This window comes from Blastococcus sp. VKM Ac-2987, assembly GCF_026967805.1.
GTDB lineage: Bacteria > Actinomycetota > Actinomycetes > Mycobacteriales > Geodermatophilaceae > Blastococcus.
Genome location: NZ_JAPVBG010000002.1, coordinates 1,021,043 through 1,044,519, shown reverse-complemented (window position 1 = coordinate 1,044,519; position 23,477 = coordinate 1,021,043). Strand labels below are relative to the sequence as shown.

Genomic DNA, 23,477 nt, shown 5'->3' with positions numbered 1-23,477 from the left:
CGGTCGGGCGCACGGGGCGACGACGAGGCCCTCGACGTGACCCCGGGGGCCTCGCCCGTGCTGGGCGCACGGACGACGAAGGCCCGGCCCCCTGGGGGGCCGGGCCTTCGTGGTGGTAGCGGGGACAGGATTCGAACCTGCGACCTCTGGGTTATGAGCCCAGCGAGCTACCGAGCTGCTCCACCCCGCGTCGTGACACCACAGTAGCAGGGCGGTGGAGCCGGTGGGCAGGCAACCCACCGGCTCCACCGCGCCTCACTCGGCGGCCGCTGCCTGCTGGGCCGCCTGGTAGGCGTCGACGGCCGCCTGGAGATCCTCCAGGGCCTGCCCCTGACCGGCGAAGTCGCCGTCCCGCTGGGCCGTGGCCAGGGCATCCAGGGCGGCGTTGATGTTCTCGACCGCGCCGGCCATCTCGGGGGTCCCCGTGGTCCCCGTGGTCCCGCCGTCGACGGGTGCCTCGTCGGTGGGCTCCGCAGGGGCCTCGTCCTCGGCACCCGGCACGACCTCCGGGGTGGCGTCCTCGTCGACGGTGTCGGCGATGTCGTCGCTGTCGGTGGCCAGCTCCCCCGCCCCCGCGCCGAAGACCTGGTCGAGGGCCTCGGAGAGCGTGTCGGCGTAGCCGATCCGGTCCCCGAAGTTGACCAGCACCTTCTGCAGCAGCGGGAAGCCGCCCTCGCCCGACGACCGGACGTACAGAGGTTCGACGTAGAGCAGCCCCTCGTCCCCGATGGGCAGGGTGAGCAGGTTGCCGAACACCGCCTCGGAGCTGTCGCTGTCGAACAGGGTGAGGTCGGGCCGGACCAGGTTGTTCGTCTCGAAGGCGTTCTGCACCTGACCCGGTCCGCGGAACGGCGTGTTCCCCGGCAGTTGCAGGATCTGGATCTGCCCGTAGGTCTCCGGCGCGCTGGATGCCGAGATGAACGCCGACAGGTTCTGCCGCTCGAACGCGTTCATCGGACTGGTCAGCTGGAAGCTGGCCGCGTCATCACCCGGGCGCTGGGCCAGGATGTAGTACGGCGGCTGGTCCTGGGTGGTGGCCTGCGTCGGGTCGTCCGGGATCTGCCAGCGGTCGTTCTGGTTGTAGAAGGCGACCGGGTCGTCGACGTGGTAGCGGGTGAGGATCTCCCGCTGCACCTTGAACAGGTCCTCCGGGTAGCGCACGTGGCTCTCCAGCTCCGGCGGCATCGACTCCCGGGGCTCGACGACCCCCGGGAACGCCTTCATGTACGTCTGGAGGACCGGGTCGGACTCGTCCCACTCGAAGAGCCGCACGGTGCCGTCGTAGGCGTCCACCGTGGCCTTCACCGAGTTGCGGATGTAGTTGAACGTCTCGTTCGGCAGCGCGGTCGTCCCGGTACCGGTGAGCGCGTCGGTCGTGGCCTCGCCCAGCTCCATCTGCTCGGAGTAGGGGTAGGAGTCCGAGGTCGTGTAGCCGTCGAGGATCCAGACGATCCGCCCGTCGATCACCGCCGGATAGGGGTCGCCGTCGACCTCGAGGAACGGTGCGGCCTTCTCCACCCGGTCCCGCGGGTTGCGGACGTGCAGGACCTTGGACTCCTCGTTGACCGCTTCGGAGAGCAGGAAGTTCCGCTCGCGGTAGTAGACGGCGAAGGTCAGCTGCCGGAAGAAGCTCCCGACCGAGATGCCGCCCGCACCGTCGTAGGTGTTGTTGATCTCCCCCTCGTCCGAGCCGCCCTCCGGCTGGTCGAACTCCCGCGGGGTCGCCCCCTCGGGTGCGCCGACCACCGAGTAGTCCTCCATCAGCTCGCCGTAGTAGACGCGGCTCTGCTCCACCGGGATGTTCCCGGTCGTGGGCAGGTTCCCGGTGGTGAAGTTGGGCTCGCCACCCTCCCGGCCGGCGGTCACCTGGTTGGCCGGAGCGGCCACGAAGCCGTTGCCGTGCGTGTAGACCGTGTGCCGGTTGATCCAGCTGTCCTGGTTCTCGCTCAGGCCGTCGCTGTTCAGCTCGCGGACTGCGACCACGTAGTCCTGGGTCTGGCCGTCGATCGTGTACCGGTCGATGTCGAGCTTCTCGGGGAACCCGTAGACGTTGCGGATCTGCTGGCGCGCGGTGAACGTGTCCGAGAGGACGTTCGGGTCCAGCAGGCGGGCGTTCGGGATGGTCTCGGTGTCGTTGCGCAACTCGGACAGGACGGCGCCGACGTCCGGGTCACCCGCGGTGTCCTGCGCGTAGTCGACGTAGTCGATGTCCGAGAGGCCGTAGGCGTCCCGGGTCGAGGCGATGGCCCGCTCGATGTAGTCGGCCTCGCGCTGGTTGGCGCTGGGGCTGACGACGAACTGCTGCACGATCGCCGGGTAGGCCACGCCGATGACCAGGCTGGACACCAGGAGCAGCACCAGCGCCGCGGCCGGCAGCAGGAAGTTGCGGACGACGATGTTGGCGAAGAAGGCCACGGCGCAGACGGCGGCGACGAACACCAGGATCGTCTTGGGCACCAGCAGCGCGTTGACGTCGGTGTAGCTGGCGCCGGTGAACACGCCACCGCGATCGGAGTACAGCAGGCCGTACCGGTCCAGCCAGTACGCGACCGCCTTGAGCGCCAGGAAGACGCCGAGCAGCACCGACAGCTGCACCCGCGCGGCCGGCGTCAGCTTCTGACCCGGGGTCTGCAGCCGGAGCCCGCCGAAGACGTAGTGGGTGAGCAGCGAACCGATCAGCGACAGGATGACGATCGCGAAGCCGAAGCCGAGCAGCAGCCGGTAGAAGGGGTAGTCGAAGACGAAGAACGAGATGTCGATCCCGAACTGGGGGTCGGTCCGCCCGAAGTCCGTGCTGTTGCGGAACGACAGCCAGGTGTCCCAGTTGCTCTGCGCGGTGAAGCCCGCGAAGAGGCCGAGCACGACGGCGATGCCGGTGAGCACCAGGCCGCGGCGCGGCTCCAGCGACTGCCGGTAGCGCTCCAGGTTCTGCTGCTCCAGCGACATGGGGCGGAACGTGGGGCGGAACCGGTAGGCCAGGTACATGGCCAGCGCGGTGAAGCCACCGGTCGCCACCGCGGCGATGACGAACAGCAGTGCTCGCGCCTGGAGCTCGGTCCAGAAGACCTCCGTGAACCCGGTCTCCTCGAACCACAGGAAGTCGACGTAGACGTTGGTGAGCGTCCCGACGACGCTGAACAGCACCAGCAGGACGGCGACGGCACCGATGACCAGCTTCGCGCGCCGCGACAAGGTGGGTACCGGCACGGGGGGCCGCATGGCCACGAGCGGGCTCCTTCGATCTACAGGCGTGGCCACGGGGCCACGGGACGACCGACCGCGGAGGTCGGGTGGTGCGCTGCCGGGGCGAGCCCCGGCCTCCAGGACAACGCACCGGACGGCACGGGGTTCCCGGCGCCGACGGTAGCCCCGGTCAGGCCGGCGCGGACGGGGTCAGCAGCTCTCCGGGGTCCGGCCGGCGCGGGCGTCGGCGAGGGCCTCCAGCGCGTCGTCGAGCGTGGCGACCTTCGCCAGCGGGACGCCGGCGTCGGGGGCGGCGACCGCCTCCGCGCAGTTGTCGGCCGGGACGAGGAAGAGCTCGGCACCGATCTCCCGGGCGGAGACGATCTTGAGCGGGATACCGCCGATCGGCCCGACGTTGCCCTCGAGGTCGATCGTGCCGGTGCCGGCGATGACCGCACCGCCGGTGAGGTCCTCCTCCCCCACCAGGTCGAGGATCCCGAGGGTGAGCATGAGGCCGGCCGAGGGCCCGCCCACGTCGGCCACCTGGATGTCGACGTCGAACGGCGCCGCCGGCTGGTCGAGCACGGAGATCCCGAGCAGCGATCCGTCGCGCCCCTCCGCGGCCTGGGTGGTGACCGTGGTCGTGCCCGGCTCGCCGAGCCGGGTGTAGGTCACCGGGACGTCGGTCCCGGCCGGGATGCCGGTCAGGACGTCGGCCAGCACGGCGGAGTCCGGGACCGGCCGGCCGTCGACCGACTCCAGCGCGTCGCCCTCCTCCAGGCGCCCCTCCGACTGCGACCCCTCGGGCACCTCGCGCACGACCACCTTCTGCGGGTAGCCGAGCTCGGCGAGCGCCACGCTCTCCGCGGCCTGCTCCGAGGTGACGAACGCCTGCCGGTTGACCTCCCGGGTCTCCTCCTCGCTGCGGTCGGGCGGGTACACCGTCTCCTCGGGGACGACGCTCACCTCGTCGTCGAACCAGCCGCGCACGGCCTGCACGAGGCTGAGCCCGCCGCGGCTGACGCCCACGGTGGTGAGGTTCAGGTTGCCCTCGACGTCGTTGCGCTCCCTGCCCTGCACCTCGATGATCGGCTCGCCCTCGATGTCGCCGAGGGTGTTGAAGGTCGGCCCGGGCACCTGCGCGACGTAGGGCACCGGCACGCTCGTGCCCAGGACGCCGAACAGCAGCAGCAGCACGGCGCCCACGCTGAGGACGGCGCTCCGACGGGTCACGAGGCGCGAGCCTATGTCGCCGACCTGGGTGGTGCCGCACCGCCGAGCTGTCCGCTGCCGGCGCAGCGCCGGGGCCCCCGACCGAAGATCACGCGTCTACCGTGGACCCATGAGTGACGTGCCGTTCGGCTTCGGCCCTCCCGACCGTGACCCCGAGCGCCGCGAGCCCGGCCGCGGCGACCAGGGCGGCGACCCCTTCGGTCTCGGCGCCCTGTTCGGCGGCATGGCCGGCGGCGGTTCGCCCGAGGACGTGCTCGGCAAGATGCCGCTGTTCGCCGAGCTGCAGAAACTCATGAACTGGTCGGGCGGCCCGGTCAACTGGGACCTCGCCCGCCAGGGCGCCATCAGCCAGCTCGCCGCCGGGCACCAGCCGTCCTCGGAGCAGGAGCGGTCCGCGGCCGCCGAGTCCCTCCGGCTGGCCGATCTGTGGCTGGACCAGGTGACCGAGCTGCCCTCCGGCATCGAGCGGACCGCCGCGTGGTCCCGGGTCGAGTGGGTGGAGCAGACCCAGCCGGCGTGGGGCGCGCTGATCGACCCGCTCGCCGAGCGTGTGGTGGCGGCCATGACCAGCGCCCTCCCCCAGGAGGCGGCGATGTCCTTCGGGCCGATCGCCGGGATCATGGGCCGCATGGGCGGCATGATGTTCGGCGCCCAGGTGGGTCAGGCGCTGGGCAAGCTGGCCGAGGAGGTGCTGACCAGCACCGACGTCGGCCTGCCGCTGGCTCCCGCCGGCACCGGGGTGCTCGTGCCCCAGAACCTCGCCTCGTTCGCCGAGGGGCTCGACCGCCCCGCCGACGAGGTGCGGCTGTTCGTCGCGCTGCGCGAGGCCGCCTCCCAGCGGCTGTTCGCCCACGTGCCCTGGCTGCGCCAGCAGCTGCAGGACGCCGTCCACGCCTACGCCCGCGGCATCACCATCGACCGCGAGGCGATCGAGCGGGGCATCAACGAGGCCATGGCCGGTGGCATGGGCGCCGGGCTGGACCCCAGCGACCCCGAGAGCATCCAGCGCCTGCTCGGCAGCGGCGTCCTCGAGCCCGAGGAGACCCCCGAGCAGCAGATGGCGCTGCGCCGGCTGGAGACGCTGCTGGCCCTCGTCGAGGGCTGGGTGGACGCCGTCGTGGCGGCGGCCGCCGCCGACCGGCTGCCCGGGTACCCCGCCCTCGCCGAGACGATGCGCCGCCGCCGGGCCTCCGGTGGGCCCGCCGAGCAGACCTTCGCCACGCTGGTCGGGCTGCAGCTGCGCCCCCGCCGGCTGCGCGACGCCGCCACCGTGTGGGGCGCCATGGGGCAGCAGCACGGCAGCGCCGACCGGGACCGGCTGTGGTCGCACCCCGACCTGCTGCCGACGTCGGACGACCTCGACGAGCCGCTGGACTTCGTCGCCCGCCAGGGCCTCGACGACGAGCTCGCCGCGCTGACCGCCGACGACGCGGACCGCCCGGCACCGGAGGGATCCGCTGCCGGGAAGAAGTCGGCGGAGGAGAAGTCCGCCGGGGAGGAGTCGGCCGGGGAGCCGCCCGCCGACGACGAGCCCGGCGACGGGCCCGGCGAGGACCAGCGCGGCTAGTCGACCAGGTCGGGGTCCGCGCCCTCGCCGGCCGCACCGGCGGTGCTGGCCAGCTCGACGCCCTCCAGGAACCCGCGGGCCCGCTCGGCCCGCGGGTACTGGGCGACCAGGGCCCAGAAGCGCTCGTCGTGCCCCGGTTCGAGCAGGTGCACCAGCTCGTGCACCAGCACGTAGTCGACGACGTACTCGGGCATCGACCGCAGCCTGCTGGACAGGCGGATCGTCCGGTCGGCCGGCGTGCAGGAGCCCCAGCGGCGGTGCTGGTTGTCCACCCAGCGCACGCTGGCCGGTTCGGCGAGGCCGTCGAGGTGCGCGGAGGACAGCGCCCGCGCCCGGGCCAGGAGCTCGGTGTCGCCGCCGAGGGACCGCTTGCGGCGCTCCTCGCGGGTGCGCAGCTTGGCGACCATCTGGGCGACCCAGCGCTGCTCCTCGGCGGGGCTGAAGGCCGCCGGGATGAGCACCACGGTGCGGCCCATCTCGCGGTAGGCGGTGACCGTGCGGCGACGGCGCGTGCTCCGGCGGACCTCGACGACGTCGTCCTCCGCCGGCTCGGGGACGGCGGTCGGATCGGGAGTCGTTCGGGGCACGGGGGAACCGTAGGACACCGCCCCGGCGTGGCGCCTGTGCGGAGACACCCGCTCGGGTGCAGGTCGCACGGACGGTGGACACGGCGGCGGCTCCGGCCGGTGACGAGGGCGGCCGCCCGTCCGCCGTCCACACCCGGTCGAGGGCATCCGCCCAGTTCGCGGCCACGATCCCGACCACGGCGCGTGCGCCGTCCCCGGTCCGTCCCCGGGTTCCGCACAACGACACGCCTGGTCGTCCCCATGGCGTCCACAGGCTTGTCCACAGCTGTGGGGAACGCGTCACCGCGCGCACCCGGGTCCCGCCGTCCGGGCGTCCGCCGCAGGGCATCGCGCGGGGCCCGCGCGGGTAGCGTTCCCGCGCAACGGCGCCCGGCGTGCGAGCCGGGGCGCCCCGAGGCGAGGAGATCCCGTGGCGGAGAGCTACAACGGCTACTGCGTGAAGTGCAAGGAGAAGCGCGACTTCGACGGCGAGGTCAAGGTCAGCGAGTCGGGCCGCCGCATGGCGCAGGGCACCTGCCCCGTGTGCGGCACCAAGATGAACCGGATCCTCGGCAAGGCCTGATCAGGCTTCCCTCCCGCCCCGCACGCCGGGGGCCGGGCAGGACGACGAACGGCGGCGTCCCCCCGCGGGTCGCCGCCGTTCCTCGTCCTGTGGACGGCCGCCCCGCCACCCCAGCCCGGCTGCCACCCTGCCGGGGTGAGCGACAACGCCCATCCCCTCCTCCCGGCGGCCACCCCGCTGCTCCTCGGCGACGGCGGGAGCGTGCAGGTCGGTGGCGTCGACTCCACCGACGGGCTGCTCCTCGGGCCGGCCCCCGGCCTGGCCCCGCTGCTCCGCGGTCTGGACGGCCGCCGATCGCAGCGGGCCGTGCGGGCCGACGCGGTCCGCGAGGGCCTGGACCCCGGTCTGGTGGACGCGGCGCTGGACGCCCTGCGCGCGGGCGGACTGCTGACCGACCTGGACGCGGCCGACCTGCTCGCCGTCGGCGCCGGGCCGGCCGCGGCCGCACGCGCCGCGGTGGAGCTGCCCGCGGCGGCTGCCGTCCCCCGCTCCGCGCCCTGGCGGGCCCGCCGGCTGGCCACCGTGGTGGTCGAGGGGGCGACCCGGGCCGGGACCCCCCTCGCGGCGATCCTGGCCGCGAGCGGCGTCGGCCGGGTCGTCGTCCGCGACACCGGCGTGGTCACCGCCGCGGACGCGGTGGTCGGCGGGCTGAACGCCGCCGACGAGGGCCGGCCCCGTGCGGTGGCGGCGGCCGATGCCGTCCGCCGGGTGAGCCCCCTCACCGACCTCGGGCCGCTGCCGGCCGGCCTGCAGCCCGACCTGACCGTGCTGACCCGGCCGTGGGCGGCGTCGGACCCGCTGGTCCGGGCCGTCGCCGGCGTCCACCTCGTCGCCACCGTCCGGGGCGAGACGGGGGTGGTCGGGCCGCTGGTCGTGCCCGGCGCCACCAGCTGCCTGCACTGCGGGGACCTGCACCGCCGGGACGCCGATGCGCGCTGGCCCCGGCTGGCCGCCCAGCTGACGGCGACCGAGCCCCCGCCCAGCGGCGCCACCCTCACCTGCCTGCTCACCGCCCTCCTCGCGGCCGGCCAGGTGCTGGCCGTCCTCGACGGGTCCGGCGCGCCGGTCACGCTCGGTGCCACCGTCGAGCTGCGACCACCCGATCTGCTCCCCCGCCTGCGCCGATGGCCGCCGCACCCGTCCTGCGACTGCGGCGCGGCCGGGGGCGCGGAGGCCCCCGGCGGGGAGGGCCTCGGGGCTCTCCCCGGCACGACCCCGGTGGATGAGGCAACAATGGGCCGCTGAGCGAGCTCACGGGCTCACCGGACACGACACGGCACCGCCTCGGGCGGGCGCCGGCGAGGAGGACGCGTGAGCGACGAGCGACCGGTGATGCCGCGGGGGTCGGTCGGACGGACCGCACGGCTGGCGTCCCTCCCCCTGGGCGCGGCCGGGCGGGCCACGCTGGGCCTGGGCAGGCGCCTGTCGGGGCAGTCGGCGGACACGGTGAACGCCGAGCTCCAGCAGCGCACCGCCGAGCAGCTCTTCGCGGTGCTGGGGCAGCTCAAGGGCGGCGCCATGAAGCTCGGCCAGACGCTGTCGGTGTTCGAGGCCGCGGTGCCCGAGGAGATGGCGGCGCCCTACCGGGAGGCGCTCACCAAGCTGCAGGAGGCGGCGCCACCGATGCCGGTGCGGACCGTGCACGGGGTGCTCGCCCAGCAGCTCGGCGGCACGTGGCGGCAGCGTTTCGCCGAGTTCGACGACGCCCCGGCCGCGGCGGCCAGCATCGGGCAGGTGCACCGGGCCACCTGGCGGGACGGTCGCGACGTCGCGGTGAAGATCCAGTACCCGGGTGCGGCCACGGCGCTCATCAGCGACCTCAACCAGCTCGCCCGGTTCGCGCGGCTGTTCGCCACCGTCCTCCCCGGGCTGGACGTCAAGCCGCTCATCGCCGAGCTCAAGGCCCGCGCGATCGAGGAGCTGGACTACGGGCTGGAGGCCGACGCCCAGCGTGGGTTCGCCGCGGCCTACGCCGACGACGACCAGTTCGCCGTGCCCCGGGTGGTGGCCAGTGCGCCCAAGGTCGTCGTCTCCGAGTGGATCGAGGGCACCCCGCTGTCCCGGATCATCAGCACGGGGACCCGGGAGCAGCGCGACCACGCCGGCCGTTTGCTGGCCACGCTGCACTTCTCCGCGCCGCAGCGCGCCGGGCTGCTGCACGCCGATCCGCACCCGGGCAACTTCCGCCTCCTGCCGGACGGGCGGCTGGGGGTCATCGACTTCGGCGCGATCGCCCGGCTCCCCGACGGCCATCCCGAGCCGATCGGGCGGCTGCTGCGCTGGGCGCTGGACGGGCGCGCGGCCGAGGTGCTGGCCGACCTGCGCACCGAGGGGTTCGTGCGACCCGGGGTGGACGTCGACCCCGACGCGGTGCTGGACTACCTGCGCCCGCTGCTGGACCCGATCGCCGGGCACCACTTCCACTTCACCCGTGCGTGGATGCAGGAGCAGGCGATGCGGATCGGCGATCCGCGGACCGACGCCAACCGGCTGGGCCGGCAGCTCAACCTGCCCCCGGCCTACCTGCTCATCCACCGGGTCTCGATGGGCTCCATCGGCGTGCTCTGCCAGCTCGACGCGGCGGCCGACTGGCGCGCCGTCCTGGAGGAGTGGCTCCCCGGCTTCACCGGGTGACGTCCGGTCGGGCACCCGAGGGGTACCCGACCGGAGGTCAGCCGGAGGCGGTGCGGTCCGGAGGACCGCGATCGGCTCAGTAGACGGAGGCGCTGGCGCGCGCGGCCCGGCGGACCGCCCGCTCGGCGCGACGGGCGGCCCGTCGTGCCAGGTAGAGACGACGGGCGCGGCTGGCGGCCATCGCCTCGGCCTGCAGCTCGTGCATGCGGCTGCGAGCCATCTCGTGTTCGAGCATGTACATGGCGGTTTCCTTCGCTGACGGGGTCGGCGGCCGGGCCGCCGGGATGCTTGACGTGGTGGTGGGGGTGGGCGCCGCCGGGCTCATGCGGCGACCACCTTGCGGGGGCGGCCACGGGGCCGCTTCCGGGCGATGACCGCCCCCCGCTCGAAGATCTCGCCGCCCCAGACGCCCCACGGCTCGGCGCGCGAGAGCGCACCGGCCAGGCACGACTCCCGGACCGGGCAGTCCCCGCAGAAGCTCTTGGCGAGCTCCAGCTGGGCCGGGGTCTCGGCGAACCACAGCTCGGAGTCCTCCACCCGGCAGGGCAGGGGACGCCGGACCGGCGCGGGCGGCACCGGTGGACGCGGGCGCCGCGGGCGGGCGCTGGTCGGCGACGTGGCGCCGTCGGTCCAGGGGAGCCCGGGCCGGCGGTGGGACGTCGGGCGGTCGATCGTCTGCTGCACTGCCGCTCCTCCTCGTATTCGTTCGGTACGGCCGGCGGGGTCCGCCGACCGAAGTCGGGACGGGGTGCCGCGGAGCAACGAAAAAGGCCGCGGATCCCGGGGTCGGGTTCCGCGGCCTCGAAGAGGACCGGCGAGCGGCTAGCTCAGCGGTCTCCCGGGGGGACGGATCCCGAGGGTGGTGCTGTCGTGCTGGGGCAGGTACGTGGGCGCGAGGAAGCGCTCGACGATGCGCAGCGACTTCGGGCGCCGGACGGCGACCGGGGCGACGCGGGACGAGCCCGTGCCGGCGGTCGAACCGATCAGGCCGGTGGCCACGGCGCCGCCCGTGCAGGCGGCGACGGGCAGACCGGTGCCGTGGATCGGGGCGACGGGACCGGACATGATCGGGCCGCCCTCGCGCACGTCGACGCCCCTCCGGCCGAGGAGGTCGGAGGCAGCGGCGGTCCAGGTGATGCTGGTCATCGAAGCTCCTCCTCCTTCCTGGGTCCGCGTCCGGCCGGTCGGCCGGGCGCGCGACGGGGCGCATCTCGTGTGCGACGGGACACTATGACTCCGCCGGAATGCGGGTCAATCGAATTAACCGCGAATTCTCCGGACGGAGTTCCCGCCGGTCTCGGAACCGCCTGCCGTCGCCCTCGGCGACGGCGTCCTCACCGGTTCAGCCGGTGACGGCGGCCAACACGTCCTCGCCGTAGAGCTCCAGCTTCCGGGCGCCGATGCCGGGCAGCCCGGACAGCTCGCGCAGGCTGGCGGGCCGGGTCTCGGCGATGGCCTGCAGCGTGGCGTCGGTGAAGACCACGTAGGCGGGCACCGACGCCGACTGGGCGGCCTGGCTGCGCCAGGCGCGCAGCCGCTCGAACAGCTCGCCGGCCTCGCCCTCGAGCACCACCTTGGGGCGCTTGGCGGGGCGGCGGGCCGGTGGGGCGGTGGGCCCGGAGTCCGGCGCCAGCCCGTCGAGGAACCGGCTGCGCGGCCGGGAGCGCCGGCCGCCCGGGTTGCGGGCCAGCGACCAGGAGAGGGTCAGCTGCTCGCGGGCGCGGGTCACGGCCACGTACAGCAGCCGCCGCTCCTCCTCCACCGCGACCGGCCGGCTCAGCGACTGGGCGATCGGCAGCACGCCGTCGACCAGCCCGACGACGAAGACGACGTCCCACTCCAGGCCCTTGGCGGCGTGCATCGAGGCGAGGGTGACGCCCTGGACGGTCGGTGCGTGCTGCGCATCGGCCCGCCCGGCGAGGTGGGTGACGAAGCCGGCCAGGTCCAGGGAGGGGTTCTCGGCGACCAGGTCGACGGCGAGGTCGACGAGCGCGGCCAGCGACTGCCAGCGGTCCCGCGCCGCTCCGCCGGCCGGCGGGCGGTGCTCCACCCAGCCCGTGGAGGCCAGCACGTCGCGGACGGCGGGCACGAGCATGCCCGGGTCGTTGCCGCCGGCCGCCGCCCCGCGCAGCAGCAGCACCGCCTCCCGGACCTCGGGCCGCTCGAAGAACCGCTCCCCGCCCTTGAGCACGTACGGCACCCCGGCGTCGGCCAGCGCGGACTCGTACACCTGCGACTGGGCGTTGATCCGGAACAGCACGGCGATCTCGGCGGCGGGCGTGCCGTCGTCGATCAGGGCCTTGCAGCGGGCGGCGACCGCGGCCGCCTCGGCCGGCTCGTCGGGGTGCTCGACGAAGGTCGGTTCGGGGCCCTGCGGCCGCTGGCCGAGCAGGCGGAGCCCGGGGAGGCCCTTGCGCGGGGGCGCCTGGCCGATCAGCCGGTTGGCCAGCCCGACGACCTGCGGCGTCGAGCGGTAGTCCCGCTCGAGCTTCACCACCGCCGCGTCGGCGTAGCGGTCGGCGAACCCGAGCAGGTAGTCGGGGTCGGCGCCGGTGAAGGAGTAGATGGTCTGGTTCGGGTCGCCCACCACGCAGATCTCGGCGCGGCCGCCCAGCCAGGCGTCGAGCAGCCGCTGCTGCAGCGGGTTGACGTCCTGGTACTCGTCGACGACGAAGTGCCGGTACTGCGCGCGCACCTGCCGGGCGACGTCCGGGTGCTCCTCGATGGCGTAGGCCGTGACCAGCAGCAGGTCCTCGAAGTCCAGGGCCCCGTCGCGCTGCTTGGCCGACTCGTAGCTGGCGTAGACGGCCGCGACCGCGGCGGGCTCGAACGGGGCCTCACGCCCGGCCGCCTTCGCGCGGGCCGGGTAGTCCTCAGGCGTGGCGAGGGTGGTCTTCGCCCACTCGATCTCGCTGGCGAGGTCGCGCAGGCTGGTCCGGTCGGTGGTCAGCCGGTTGCGCGTGGCGGCGGAGGCGACCACCCGCAGCTTGTTCTCGATCAGCCCGGGCATCGGGCCGCCGAGCACCCGGGGCGCGAAGTAGCGCAGCTGGCGCATCGCCGCCGCGTGGAAGGTGCGGGCCTGGACCCCGCCCACGTCGAGCGCGGCCAGGCGGCCGCGCAGCTCGCCGGCCGCCCGGGCGGTGAAGGTGACCGCCAGGACCTGCTCGGGGACGTAGGTGCCGGTGTGCACGCCGTAGGCGATCCGGTGGGTGATCGTGCGGGTCTTCCCGGTGCCGGCACCGGCGAGGATGCAGACCGGCCCCGACACCTCCTGCGCCGCCGTGCGCTGCTCGTCGTCGAGACCGTCGAGCACGGTCCCCGCGTCCGCATGCGCCATCTCCGGCGTCCCTCCGCGTTCCTCGCCCACTCGTCCCCCGGGGCGCCGTCGGCGCCCCGGACGATCCTCCCAGCCGGCACCGACGACGGCGGGAAGCATCCCCAGGAGCAACTCGTTGGCATGCACACACACGCCACCCCGTCCCGGGGCTGGACCCGCCAGGCACGAACAGGGAGACTCCCCGCGATGACCACGACCCCCGGCACCGCCGTCACCATGTACACCACCACGTGGTGCGGGTACTGCGTGCGCCTCAAGAAGCTGATGCAGCGCGAGGGCATCCAGTTCGCGGAGGTCGACATCGAGACCGATCCGCAGGCCGCGGACCTGGTCATGCAGGCCAACGGGGGGAACCGCACCGTCCCGACGCTGGTCTTTCCCGACGGCAGCGCGCTGACCAACCCGAGCATCGACGCGGTCAAGGCCCAGCTCGCACGGCTCCCGGAGGCGTGAGTTCCCGTGGTCCCCGGCCCCCGGCCCTCCGACGACCTCGACGGCCCCGCATCCCCCGATGCGGTGCCGGTTCGTCCGGAGGGTCCCGGGTGCCCGCTGGGTGACGACCGGCCGCGGATCGCCCTGACCCGGGTCACCCGCGGCTGGGTCGTCGTCCCGCTCCCGGCCGGCGTGGTCGCCGGCGACCCGGTGGACGGTCTCGTCGAGGGCATGACCCTGGCCGACCTGGTGGCCGACGAGCTGGGCGCGCCGCCGGAGCCCGACCGCACGGCGCGGCGCTCGGCGCGCGGCCCGGCGGGTGCGCCCGCCGACACCGACCCGGTGGACGCGCGGATCGCCGCCCTGGAGCGCACCGTCGCCCAGCTCGAGCACGCGCTGGCCTCCCGCGTGTCCACCGAGCGCGCCATCGGCGTCCTGGCCGAGCGGCAGGGGTGCAGCCTCCGGGCGGCGTTCGAGGGGTTGCGCCGGGCGGCGCGGACGCAGGGACGCCCCGTGGTCGACCTCGCCCGCGAGGTGCTGGAGGGCCTGGTGCCCGACGCCGCCGCGCCGCCCGCCCCCATCACCTCGCCCCCGGCTCCGGCGCCCGCGCCAGTCCTGCGACCGGTCCCGGTGCCCACCGGCGCCGTCGCCACCGCGGACGGCCGGTCCTGACCCGGCCGCAGCCGCTCTCCCCCGACGCCCTCGCCGACCGCCTGGCCGACCTGCTGGCGGGCGTGCCCGCCGAGCCCGGTGCCGCCGCGCTGCGCGTCGCCGTCGACGGGCCGGAACTGGCCGGGCCCGAGGCCCTCGCCGCCGCGATCGCCGATCGCCTGCCCGCGCTGGGCCGCGGCGCTGTCGTCGTACCCGCCACCGGCTTCTACCGGCCGGCGTCGCTGCGGCTCGAGCACGGCCGCACCGACCCCGACGCCCGCTACACCGACTGGCTGGACGTCGGCGCGCTGAACCGCGAGGTCCTCGCCCCGGTCGGGCCCGGCGGGTCGGGCGAGTACCTGCCGGTGCTCTGGGACCTGGAGCGGGACCGTGCCGCCCGGTTGCCGCGGCGGCCGGTGCCGGCCGGGGCCGTGCTGCTGGTGGCCGGTGCGCTCCTGCAGGGGGTCGGTCTGGCCCTGGACGTCGTCGTGCACCTCCGGGTCGGCCCCGCCGCACGGCGGCGGCGCACCCCGCCGGAGGAGGCGTGGGCGCTACCTGCCTACGACCGCTACGACGACGAGGTGGACCCGGCGGCGCTGGCCGACGCCGTCGTGCTGGCCGACCACGCCGACCGGCCGGCGCTGGTGCTCGGCGGCCGCCTCAGCTGAGCTCGCCCTGGACCCACCGGTCGAGGATGTGCCGGGCGATGGAGATCGACGGCGGCACCGCGAGCTGCCCGTCGGGCGTCCGCAGCTCCTCCCGGGTGAACCAGCGCGCCTCCTCGATCTCGGTGGGGTCGACGCGGATCTCCTGGCTGCCGTCGACGCGGGCGACGAAGCCGAGCATCAGCGACTGCGGGAACGGCCACGGCTGGCTGGCGACGTAGCGCACGTCGGTGATCCGCAGCCCGACCTCCTCCTCGACCTCACGGGCGACGGCGGCCTCGGCCGACTCCCCCGGCTCGACGAACCCGGCCAGGATGGAGAACCGCCCGGGTGGCCAGACCGCCTGCCGGCCGAGGACGACGCGGTCGGCCCCGTCGTGGACGAGCATGATCACGGCGGGGTCGACGCGCGGGAAGAACTCCACGCCGGTCGTCGGGTCGCGCTGCGTCCAGCCGGCCCGCTCCACGGTCGTCGCCGCGCCGGTGAGCGGGCTGAACCGGTGCCGCTCGTGCCACTCCAGGATGCCGATGGCCTCGACGAGCAGGCCGGCCTCCAGGTCGCCGAGCTCGGTGCCGAGGTCGCGCAACCCGGCCCAGAGGTCCACCGGGCGGCCGTTCACGGTCAGGGACCGCTCCCCGCGGACGGCGGCGTACGGCACGCCGCCGTCCTCGCCGAGGTAGACCGCGCCGGCGGGCAGCGCCGGTCGTTCGTCCCACACCAGGACCGGGCCGGTGGGCCCTTCCTGCACCGGCACCGTGCGCTGGGCGTCGACGGTGAGCACCCGCACCGGACGGCCACCGGTCGGGTCGGGCAGCAACCGGGACAGGTGCGCCCGGTCGTGACCGACGCGGGACAGCACCGGCCGGCCGTCGTTCGCGCGGGACCCGGCGGTCATGCCTGCTCGCCGCTCCCCGTCACGGTGACCGGCGCCAGCGCGCCGAGCTCGGCGGCCACCCGGCCGGCGTCACCGACGACGACGGCGGTCAGCGCCTCGGGCGCCAGGTAGCGGGCGGCCGCCGCCTGCACCTCGTCCACCGTGACGTCGGTGAGATCGCGCTGGTGGGTGGTCAGCCAGTCGGCCGGCAGCCCCACGCCCAGCAGCGCCGAGAGGGTGCTGGCCAGGCCGGCGTGGGTGGACGTGGACAACGCCATGCTCCCCAGGATGTAGCGCCGGGCGGCGTCGAGCTCCGCCTCGGTCACCGGGGTCAGCGCCATCCGGCCGAGCTCGTAGAGGGTCTCCAGCAACGCCGGCCCGGTGACCTCGGTGGCGACGTCGGCCTCCACCAGGAACGACGACGAGGCGCGCTGGTGCTCGATGCCGCTGCGCGGGCTGTAGCTGTACCCGCGGCGTTCGCGGATGTTCTCCACCAGCCGGGAGGAGAAGTAGCCGCCGTGCACCATGGCCGCCAGCCGGGCCGCCGGCAGGTCCGGATCGGTGCGGCTGGGCGCCGGTCCGCCGAGGCGGAGGTTCGACTGGACCGCACCGGGCCGGTCGACCAGCTGGATGCCGTCCACGCGCTGCTCGGCGACCGGCGGCGTCTCGACCGCCTTGCCGCTGCCGCCCCAGCCCTCGAGGGCGGCGGCCACGGTGTCGGCCGCCTGACGCGGGTCCAGGTCCCCGACGAGCACCAGGATGCTGCCGGCCGGCAGCACCCGCTCCCGGTGCAGCCGGCGCAGCGCCGGGGCGCGCACCGCGGCGACCAGCTCGGCGTCGGGCAACTGGATGGCGTACGGGTGCGTGCCGTACCGGCGGGCGGCCAGCGCGGTGCGCGCGATCGTGCCCGGCTGCGTGCGGGCGATCGCGATCCGCTCGGCCAGCCGGTCGCGCTCGCCGTCGACCTGGCCGGCCGGGTAGGCCGCGCCGGTCAGCAGCTCGGCGAGCAGCTCCAGCACCGGGCCCAGGCCGCCGGGCAGCAGCGTCGTCCCGAAGACCAGCCGGTCGGCGTCGGTGCTCACCGAGAGCTCGGCGCCGTGGGTCTGCAGCAGCTGGGCGATGTCGGTCTGGTCGTGCTGCGCGGTGCCCAGCAGCACCGCACCGGACAGCACGGCGCCCCGGGCGGCGTGCACGCCGGCGTTGCGGGCACCGGCCGCGGCGAAGGGCACCCGCAGCCGCAGCTCGACCAGCGGGACACCGGGCCGGGGCACCATGACCACGCGCAGCCCGTTGGCCAGCATGGTCTCCTCCGCGACCGGCGTCGGGTGCGGCCGGGGCTCGCCCAGCGGCGGGATCAGCGAGGGTTCCAGGATCGTGGTCATCGGGCGCCCCCCGCCGGTCGCAGCTCGAGCACCGCGGCGGTGCCCGGGTCCAGGCCGCGGGCCGCCACCTGCACGGCCTGCGGCGTCACTGCGGCGAGCCGGGCGGCCAGCTCGCCGGCCAGCTCCGCGCGCCCGTGGACCAGCTCGGCCGCGGCGAACGCCAGCGTGCGGCCCAGGACCGAGTCGGCCTGCTGGAGCAGCTGCGCCTCGATGCGGGCCTGCACCCGGCGCAGCTCGGTCTCGTCGACGCCGTCCTCGGCGATGCGGCCGATCTCCTCGTGCACCGCGGCCATCACCCGATCGGCCGGGACCGCGGCCGGGTGGTGCACCTGGGTGGTGAGCAGCGTCGCGTCGCGCACGTCGAAGGGATCGCCGAACAGGCCCACGTAGCTGCTCTGCGCGATGGCGATCCGGTCGTCGTGGATCAGCCGGCGCTCCAGCCGGGAGGCGTCGCCCTCGCTGAGCACCTCGGCGAGCAGCACGCTGCCCAGGTAGGTGTCGAAGTCGCCGACCGGGTCGGGCACGCGCCAGCCGAGGGCCAGGGCGGGCGCGGTGGCCAGCGGGTCCTCGACGACCGCCGAGCGGACCGCGGTGGGCGAGGGCTCCCCGGTGTAGGGCAGCGGCGGGACGTCGCGGCCGGCGATCGGGCCGAACCAGCGGCGCACCAGCCGCTCGGTCCCGGCGACGTCGAGGTCGCCACCGATGCACAGCACGGCGTTGCCCGGGGCGTAGTACCGGGAGAAGAAGTCGGTGGCGTCGTCGACCGTGGAGGACTCCAGGTCGACGAAGGAGCCGTAGCCGTCGTGGGTGTTGGCGAAGCTCTCGAACGCCACCTGCGGCAGTTGCAGCCAGGGGAAGGCGCCGTAGGGCCGGTTCAGCACGTTGACCCGGATCTCCTCCTTCACCACGTCGATCTGGTTGCGGAGGTTCTCCTCGGTGATCGCCGGGGCGGCCATCCGGTCGGCCTCGAGGAAGAGCGCGCGCTCCAGGGCCTCGCTGGGGAGCGCCTGGAAGTAGTTCGTGTAGTCCTGGTGGGTCGAGCCGTTGAAGGTGCCACCCGCGGCCTGCACCAGCCGGGCGTGCTCCATCTTCGCGACGTTGGCCGAGCCTTGGAACATCATGTGCTCGAAGAGGTGGGCGAAGCCGGTGCGCCCCTCCGGTTCGTTGCGCATCCCGACGTCGTAGTAGACGCTCACCGCCACCACGGGCACGCTGCGGTCGGGGGCGAGGACCACCCGCAGGCCGTTGTCCAGCGTGAATCGTTCGATCGGGTGCCGCAGGGTCAGTTCGGTCCCGGCTGCAGTCACGGACCGACCCTACGACGGCCTCGCCCTCCGGGTGACACCGCGGCCGACCGCCGTCCCCACCCCTGGTGAGGGGCGGAGCGCGGAGGAGGGACGCGGATCTCGCCCAGCGCGCCAGGGGACGGCACCTGGCCGCGGTGGCGTCCCAGCTCGGGACGGCACAGGCAGGATCACGCCGAGTGGGGCCCGGAGGGTCCCGCGCAGGCGTGATGGACACGCTCAGCTCGCCTGGGGGACGGCACCTGGGAGCGGTGCAGTCCGGAGGCTGCGATGTCACAGCACGTCGACGGCGTCGACGACCCGGTCGATGACGCCGTACAGCTCGGCGTGGGTGTTCGGGATGGAGACGTAGAGCAGGGCGGGCGCCGGGCGTCCGACGTCGATCAGCAGCAGCGCGGCCCGCTCGCCGGAGGCGTCGAACCCCTCGACGTCCCAGGTCAGCGCGAACTCGTAGAGGTGGGCGGCGTGGCCGTCGACGGTGCGCGGCTCGTTCCGCAGCACCTCCCGCTCGTTGGGGCCGGGGTAGTAGTTGCGCCGGACGCTGTCGGCCACCACCTCGGTCGTCGCCGCCAGGCTCGCCGGCCCGGAGTAGCCGAACGCGTCGAACAGCGGTCCTGACGAGCACTGCGAGATGAAGGTCGTGCCGTCGGGGGTGAGCTCCTGGGTGACGAAGTACTGACCCGCCGTCTCGGTCGTCTCGACCTGGTCCCACAGCGCCCACTCGCTCCACCCCTCGCCCAGGTAGGGGTAGGAGATGCCGGCGGCCTGGTCGAAGATCCGCACGGTGCCCGGCGGGAACGCCGGCCCGGCGGCCGGCGGCACGGAGCCCAGGTCCTGCGCGGTGGTGGTGCCGGTCCCCCGGCCGCCGTCCGGGCGCACCACCAGGACGGTGACGACGACGGCCACGACGAGCGCCAGCACCGAACCGGCCGCCATCAGCGGGCGGAGCCACGGGCGTTCCTCGCCGGGCGCCGCGGGCGCGGCCGGTAGCGGCGTCTCCGGGCGGGCGGGAGCGCGGTGCACGGCGACGCCGGGGCCGGCGGGCATCATGACGTCGGACCAGCCCGTGCCGTCCCACCACCGGACCGTGTCCGGGACACCGCTCGGGTCGGGGTACCACCCCGGCGCGGCGTCCTGCCCCACTCCGGTCACGCGGTCAGCCTAGGGCGTTCCCCGTCCCCGTCACCGGAACCGGTGGCCACCCGAGGAGGTCGCCGTGCACCCGGGACCAGCGCCGCCGGACCACGCGGTCGTCCAGCGGCTGCGCGGGGCCGGGTGCGTGTTCGCCGAGGAGGAGGCCGTGCTGCTCGTGGCCGCGGCCCGCGACCCCCGGGAGCTCTCCCGGCTGGTCGACCGGCGGGTGGCCGGGACGCCGCTGGAGCAGCTGGTGGGCTGGGCGGAGTTCTGCGGCCTGCGGATCGCGGTGGCGCCCGGGGTCTTCGTGCCCCGCCGGCGGACCGGGCTGGTGGTCCGCGAGGCGGTCGCGCTCGCCCGCCCCGGCGCCGTCGTCGTCGACCTGTGCTGCGGCACCGGCGCGGTGGGGGCGGCGGTGGCCGCCGCCGTCCCGGGGATCGACCTGCACGCCGCCGACGTCGACCCCGCGGCGGTGCGCTGCGCCCGGCGGAACCTGCCCGGCGTGCCGGTGCACGAGGGCGACCTGTTCGCCGCGCTCCCCGGGGAGCTGGCGGGGCGGGTCGCCGTCCTCACCGCGAACGTGCCGTACGTGCCCACCGCCGTGATCCCGCTGATGCCGCCGGAGGCGCGCGACCACGAGCCGCGGATCGCCCTCGACGGCGGTGCGGACGGCCTGGCGCTCGTCCGCCGCGTGGTCGCCGACGCCCCTGCGTGGCTGGCCGGCGGCGGCGCGGTGCTGTTCGAGTGCGGCGAGGGCCAGACCGGGACCGCGGTCGACGTCGTCACCACCGCCGGGCTGGCCGTCCGGGTGGTCACCGACGACGACCTGGGGGCGACCGTCGTCGTCGGCCGCCGTCCGTAGCGGCCGCGCCAGGGCCCCGGCGGGCGGGTCCGGTGGCGATGTGCGTCGAGGGCGGGTTCCCCGCTGGAAACGCGCCGTCGCCGCACACTGCCCGGTCGGCTCGCCCGAGCGGGACGTCGGCCGGCCACGACCACTAGCGCAGTCGCGCGGCCGCCAGCTCGCGCCACAGGTGTGCGGCGGCCTCGGCGCCGCGGTGGAGCATCGGCAGCAGCACCCGCTCGTTGGGCGAGTGGATGCGGTCGGTGGGCAGGCCTGCGCCGAGGAACAGCAGCGGGGCCCCCAGCGCCTCGACCAGGTCGGCCTCCGGGCCGCTGCCGCCCTCCCGGGTGAACAGCACGTCCTCCGGCGCGGTGTCGAAGGCCTGGCCGATGGCCGACAGCAGCGCGCCCATCGCCGGGGAGTCCAGGTCGCTGGCGCAGGGCGAGACGCCGCCGGGCGGGGTGTGCACCTCGGCCTCGATGCCGGCCGGGACGTGGGCCGCCACCCAGTCGCGCAGCATCGGCCCGACGTCCTCCGGACGCTGGTCGGAGACCAGCCGGAAGGTGATCTTGGCGTGCGCCTCGGCCGGGATGATCGTCTTGTGGCCGGGCCCGGTGTAGCCGCCCCACATGCCGTTGACCTCGGCGGTGGGCCGGGCGCCGGTGCGCTCGAGCGTGCTGTAGCCGGCCTCGCCGAACGTCGCCCGGGAGGCGGCCGGGCCGGCGAGCCAGGCATGCTCGTCGAAGGGCACCCGGCTCATCAGCTCCCGCTCGCGGTCGGTCAGCGGCCGCACCTTGTCGTAGAACCCGGGCAGGGTGACCCGCCCCTGGTCGTCGTGCAGCTCCGCCACCAGCTCGGCGAGGGCGTGCAGCGGGTTGGGGACGGCACCGCCGAACGAGCCGGAGTGCAGGTCGACCGCCGGCCCGCGCAGGGTGATCTCGGCGTCGGCCAGGCCACGCATGGCGGTGACCGCGCTGGGCACGTCGGGCGCGGCCATGCCCGTGTCGCTCACGACGACGACGTCGCAGGCCAGCCGGTCGCGCCGCTCCTGCAGCAGGGCGGCGAAGTGCGGGGAGCCGGACTCCTCCTCGCCCTCGACCAGCAGCTTGACGGTGACTGCGGGGGTGTCCCGGCCGGTGGCGGCGAGGTGGGCGCGGATGCCGAGCAGGTGGAAGGCGACGTTGCCCTTGTCGTCGATCGCGCCGCGGGCGTGCAGCTCCGGGCCGTCCGGGCCCTCCACCCGGGTCGGCTCGAACGGCGGGTGCTCCCACAGCTCCAGCGGATCGACCGGCTGGACGTCGTGGTGGCCGTAGACCAGCGCGACGGGGGCGCCGGCGTCGGCCGACGGCCACTCGGCGAAGACCGCGGGCGCGCCGGGGGTCGGCCAGATCTCGACGGTCGGGAAGCCGACGCGGCGAAGTGCGTCGGCGAGCCACGTGGCGCTGGCGGCGACGTCGCGGGCGTGCGCGGGGTCGGCGGAGATCGACGGGATGCGCAACCAGGCGTCGAGATCGGCGTGCAGCTCGTCGAGGTGGTCGAGGACGAAGTCGCGTTCGGCGCTGGTCACGGTCCCCGACGGTAGTGCCGGGCCGGGACGGGTCGTTCGCCGTGTCCGGCCGCCGCGCGGCGTTCCGGGCTGGTGAGCCAGCGGAACACGCCCCGCTCGACCCCCTCGGCGGCCGCGACCGCGAGCAGCTGCACGCCGCCCCAGAGAGCGAGCAGCGACCACTCCTGGCCGGCCAGCGGCGCCTGCATGTCCCCCAGCTCGTGCAGGACGACGGCGAGCAGCAGCGAGGAGAGCAGGGCCAGCGCCACGAGGGCGTGCATCGCGGCGATCCAGACGTTCGGGCGGGAGCGGGTCATCGTCGACTGCCGGCGCAGCCGCCGGTAGCAGACGATCCCGTAGCCGAGCCCGAGGACCGCGCTCACCGCGAACAGGTCCCACGCCTGCCAGGACGGGGCGACCCCGCCCCCCGTCGCGGTCGAGTCGAGGATCAGGGCCGGGGCGACGACGACGCCGACCGCGGCCGCCCCGTAGCCGGCGGCCGCGCCCTCTCGGACGGCGCGGGCCGCCCGCACCCGCGTGCTCACCGGCCCTCGCGGGCCCGCAGGGTGAACCGGTCGACCACGCCGCCGTCAGGGCGGATGCACCGGGCGGTCAGCCGGTCGCCGTCGACCTCGACGTGCAGGTACTGCAGCACCGACGCGGCCGCCGCGGTGATCCGGGTCGGGCGCACCGGGGTGAGCTTCGCCCCGCCGCCGCTGACCACGTAGGTGATCCCGTTCAGCGGCACGGTGCGTTCGTAGTTGTGGTCGTGGCCGGTCAGCACCAGGTCGACGGCGTGCCGCTCCAGGACCGGGACGAGCGCCTCCTCGGCTCCCGGCGTCGCCCCGTGGCGGCCCGAGGAGTACGGCGGGTGGTGCAGGCAGACGACCTTCCACTGACTCGCCGAGGTGGTGAGGGCGTCGTCGAGCCAGTCGAGCTGGGCCGAGGCGTCGTCGCCGAACAGGCCCGGCATGCTGGAGTCGAGGTAGAAGAAGTCCACCGGACCGTGGGTGGACCGGTAGTAGCGCGCCGGCGTGCCCAGCAGGCGCAGCTCGGTCTCGATCTCCTCCAGCCGGGCGTCGCTGAAGTAGACCTCGCCGTCGTGGTTGCCGATGGCCAGCTCGACGTCCACCCCGGCCTGGATCAGCGGGCCGTAGGGGCGGAGGAAGACGTCCTCGAACCGGTCCTCGATCTTGCCGTAGTAGCAGATGTCACCGAGGTGGGTGATCAGCCCGTACGGGTTCTCCTCGTAGCCCTGCGCCATCCGTGCGGCCACGGCGACCGCCTGCCTGCCGCCGGTGCCGGTGTCGCCGACGGCGGCGAAGGTCAGCCGGTCGGGCGTCGTCGTCCAGGCCTGCCGGGGCAGGACGAGCTCGGGCGTGCGGCCGGGGACGAGGTCCTCCCGGCTGAGCAGCGGCCAGACCTGGTCGGCGAGGACCCCACCGGTGAGGGCCGCCCCGCCCACGCCGGCAGCCGCGGCGAGGAACTGTCGTCGGGTCAACGGCATGTGGAGTCCAACGCGGCGACGCCGCCGGGACGTTCCCG

Annotated in this window: 22 protein-coding genes and 1 tRNA gene; 8 read left to right on the top strand and 15 right to left on the bottom strand. The window is 75.0% G+C overall.

Annotated features, from left to right (window positions below; translation table 11 throughout):
• Positions 1–113 precede the first annotated feature (113 nt).
• The 3 genes from O2W17_RS13965 to O2W17_RS13955 form a co-directional block, all read right to left on the bottom strand.
• Positions 114–190, bottom strand: a tRNA-Met gene (locus O2W17_RS13965).
• A 65-nt stretch (positions 191–255) separates the two neighbouring features.
• Positions 256–3,219, bottom strand: a complete 2,964-nt coding sequence (locus O2W17_RS13960) for a UPF0182 family membrane protein (RefSeq protein ID WP_269193301.1) — start codon at positions 3,217–3,219, stop codon at positions 256–258.
• A 174-nt stretch (positions 3,220–3,393) separates the two neighbouring features.
• A complete protein-coding gene (locus O2W17_RS13955; RefSeq protein WP_269193023.1) occupies positions 3,394–4,416 on the bottom strand; it encodes a YlbL family protein in 1,023 nt (340 codons plus the stop codon).
• 109 nt (positions 4,417–4,525) lie between these two features.
• Between O2W17_RS13955 and O2W17_RS13950 the strand changes: the two genes are divergently transcribed.
• Positions 4,526–5,983 (top strand): zinc-dependent metalloprotease, encoded by a 1,458-nt coding sequence (locus tag O2W17_RS13950; protein ID WP_269193022.1) that lies wholly within the window; start codon positions 4,526–4,528, stop codon positions 5,981–5,983.
• Here O2W17_RS13950 and O2W17_RS13945 read toward each other — a convergent pair.
• Positions 5,980–6,570 carry a M48 metallopeptidase family protein gene (locus tag O2W17_RS13945; protein ID WP_269193021.1) on the bottom strand — a complete coding sequence of 197 codons (591 nt, stop codon included), beginning with the start codon at positions 6,568–6,570 and terminating at the stop codon, positions 5,980–5,982. The genes O2W17_RS13950 and O2W17_RS13945 overlap by 4 nt on opposite strands.
• Positions 6,571–6,979: 409 nt before the next feature.
• Between O2W17_RS13945 and O2W17_RS13940 the strand changes: the two genes are divergently transcribed.
• The 3 genes from O2W17_RS13940 to O2W17_RS13930 all read left to right on the top strand — a co-directional run bounded on the left by O2W17_RS13940 (position 6,980) and on the right by O2W17_RS13930 (position 9,766).
• Complete coding sequence (locus tag O2W17_RS13940; RefSeq protein WP_012950213.1) at positions 6,980–7,132, top strand: DUF5679 domain-containing protein; 153 nt, start codon at positions 6,980–6,982, stop codon at positions 7,130–7,132.
• Between the two features lie 135 nt (positions 7,133–7,267).
• Complete coding sequence (locus tag O2W17_RS13935) at positions 7,268–8,377, top strand: thiamine biosynthesis protein ThiF (RefSeq protein WP_269193020.1); 1,110 nt, start codon at positions 7,268–7,270, stop codon at positions 8,375–8,377.
• Positions 8,378–8,443: 66 nt separating this feature from the next.
• Positions 8,444–9,766 carry an ABC1 kinase family protein gene (locus O2W17_RS13930; protein ID WP_269193019.1) on the top strand — a complete coding sequence of 441 codons (1,323 nt, stop codon included), beginning with the start codon at positions 8,444–8,446 and terminating at the stop codon, positions 9,764–9,766.
• Between the two features lie 76 nt (positions 9,767–9,842).
• Here O2W17_RS13930 and O2W17_RS13925 read toward each other — a convergent pair whose 3' ends face one another.
• From O2W17_RS13925 to O2W17_RS13910, 4 genes are all read right to left on the bottom strand, one after another.
• Entirely contained in the window at positions 9,843–10,007 is a 165-nt protein-coding gene (locus O2W17_RS13925) for a hypothetical protein (RefSeq protein ID WP_269193018.1), read from the bottom strand.
• An 80-nt stretch (positions 10,008–10,087) separates the two neighbouring features.
• Positions 10,088–10,450, bottom strand: coding sequence for a WhiB family transcriptional regulator (locus O2W17_RS13920; RefSeq protein ID WP_269193017.1), 363 nt, complete (start codon positions 10,448–10,450; stop codon positions 10,088–10,090).
• A gap of 138 nt (positions 10,451–10,588) precedes the next feature.
• Positions 10,589–10,912, bottom strand: coding sequence for a hypothetical protein (locus O2W17_RS13915; RefSeq protein WP_269193016.1), 324 nt, complete (start codon positions 10,910–10,912; stop codon positions 10,589–10,591).
• 196 nt (positions 10,913–11,108) lie between these two features.
• Positions 11,109–13,103 carry an ATP-dependent helicase gene (locus O2W17_RS13910; RefSeq protein WP_269193015.1) on the bottom strand — a complete coding sequence of 665 codons (1,995 nt, stop codon included), beginning with the start codon at positions 13,101–13,103 and terminating at the stop codon, positions 11,109–11,111.
• Positions 13,104–13,289: 186 nt separating this feature from the next.
• Here O2W17_RS13910 and O2W17_RS13905 point away from each other — a divergent pair, with 186 nt between their 5' ends.
• The 3 genes from O2W17_RS13905 to O2W17_RS13895 all read left to right on the top strand — a co-directional run bounded on the left by O2W17_RS13905 (position 13,290) and on the right by O2W17_RS13895 (position 14,854).
• Positions 13,290–13,556, top strand: a complete 267-nt coding sequence (locus O2W17_RS13905; protein WP_269193014.1) for a mycoredoxin — start codon at positions 13,290–13,292, stop codon at positions 13,554–13,556.
• 6 nt (positions 13,557–13,562) lie between these two features.
• Positions 13,563–14,207, top strand: coding sequence for an ANTAR domain-containing protein (locus O2W17_RS13900; RefSeq protein WP_269193013.1), 645 nt, complete (start codon positions 13,563–13,565; stop codon positions 14,205–14,207).
• 62 nt (positions 14,208–14,269) lie between these two features.
• The gene (locus O2W17_RS13895; RefSeq protein WP_269193012.1) at positions 14,270–14,854 is read left to right on the top strand and encodes a uridine kinase; all 585 of its coding nucleotides are present in this window, start codon (positions 14,270–14,272) and stop codon (positions 14,852–14,854) included.
• On the opposite strand, the gene nudC is transcribed toward O2W17_RS13895, so the two are convergent.
• The 4 genes from nudC to O2W17_RS13875 form a co-directional block, all read right to left on the bottom strand.
• Complete coding sequence (gene nudC, locus O2W17_RS13890) at positions 14,847–15,746, bottom strand: NAD(+) diphosphatase (RefSeq protein ID WP_269193011.1); 900 nt, start codon at positions 15,744–15,746, stop codon at positions 14,847–14,849. The genes O2W17_RS13895 and nudC overlap by 8 nt on opposite strands.
• The gene (locus O2W17_RS13885) at positions 15,743–17,107 is read right to left on the bottom strand and encodes a M16 family metallopeptidase (RefSeq protein WP_269193010.1); all 1,365 of its coding nucleotides are present in this window, start codon (positions 17,105–17,107) and stop codon (positions 15,743–15,745) included. Before O2W17_RS13885 ends, nudC begins: the two co-directional genes overlap by 4 nt.
• Complete coding sequence (locus O2W17_RS13880) at positions 17,104–18,414, bottom strand: M16 family metallopeptidase (protein WP_269193009.1); 1,311 nt, start codon at positions 18,412–18,414, stop codon at positions 17,104–17,106. The genes O2W17_RS13885 and O2W17_RS13880 overlap by 4 nt, the downstream gene beginning before the upstream one ends.
• A gap of 270 nt (positions 18,415–18,684) precedes the next feature.
• Positions 18,685–19,563 carry a DUF2510 domain-containing protein gene (locus tag O2W17_RS13875; protein ID WP_269193008.1) on the bottom strand — a complete coding sequence of 293 codons (879 nt, stop codon included), beginning with the start codon at positions 19,561–19,563 and terminating at the stop codon, positions 18,685–18,687.
• A gap of 64 nt (positions 19,564–19,627) precedes the next feature.
• Between O2W17_RS13875 and O2W17_RS13870 the strand changes: the two genes are divergently transcribed.
• The gene (locus tag O2W17_RS13870) at positions 19,628–20,407 is read left to right on the top strand and encodes a putative protein N(5)-glutamine methyltransferase (RefSeq protein WP_269193007.1); all 780 of its coding nucleotides are present in this window, start codon (positions 19,628–19,630) and stop codon (positions 20,405–20,407) included.
• Between the two features lie 133 nt (positions 20,408–20,540).
• Here O2W17_RS13870 and O2W17_RS13865 read toward each other — a convergent pair whose 3' ends face one another.
• From O2W17_RS13865 to O2W17_RS13855, 3 genes are read right to left on the bottom strand one after another with little or no spacing between them, the layout of a single operon-like run.
• A complete protein-coding gene (locus tag O2W17_RS13865) occupies positions 20,541–21,953 on the bottom strand; it encodes a dipeptidase (protein WP_269193006.1) in 1,413 nt (470 codons plus the stop codon).
• A complete protein-coding gene (locus tag O2W17_RS13860; protein ID WP_269193005.1) occupies positions 21,950–22,477 on the bottom strand; it encodes a hypothetical protein in 528 nt (175 codons plus the stop codon). Before O2W17_RS13860 ends, O2W17_RS13865 begins: the two co-directional genes overlap by 4 nt.
• Complete coding sequence (locus O2W17_RS13855; RefSeq protein ID WP_269193004.1) at positions 22,474–23,439, bottom strand: metallophosphoesterase family protein; 966 nt, start codon at positions 23,437–23,439, stop codon at positions 22,474–22,476. The genes O2W17_RS13860 and O2W17_RS13855 overlap by 4 nt, the downstream gene beginning before the upstream one ends.
• Between the last annotated feature and the right edge of the window lie 38 nt (positions 23,440–23,477).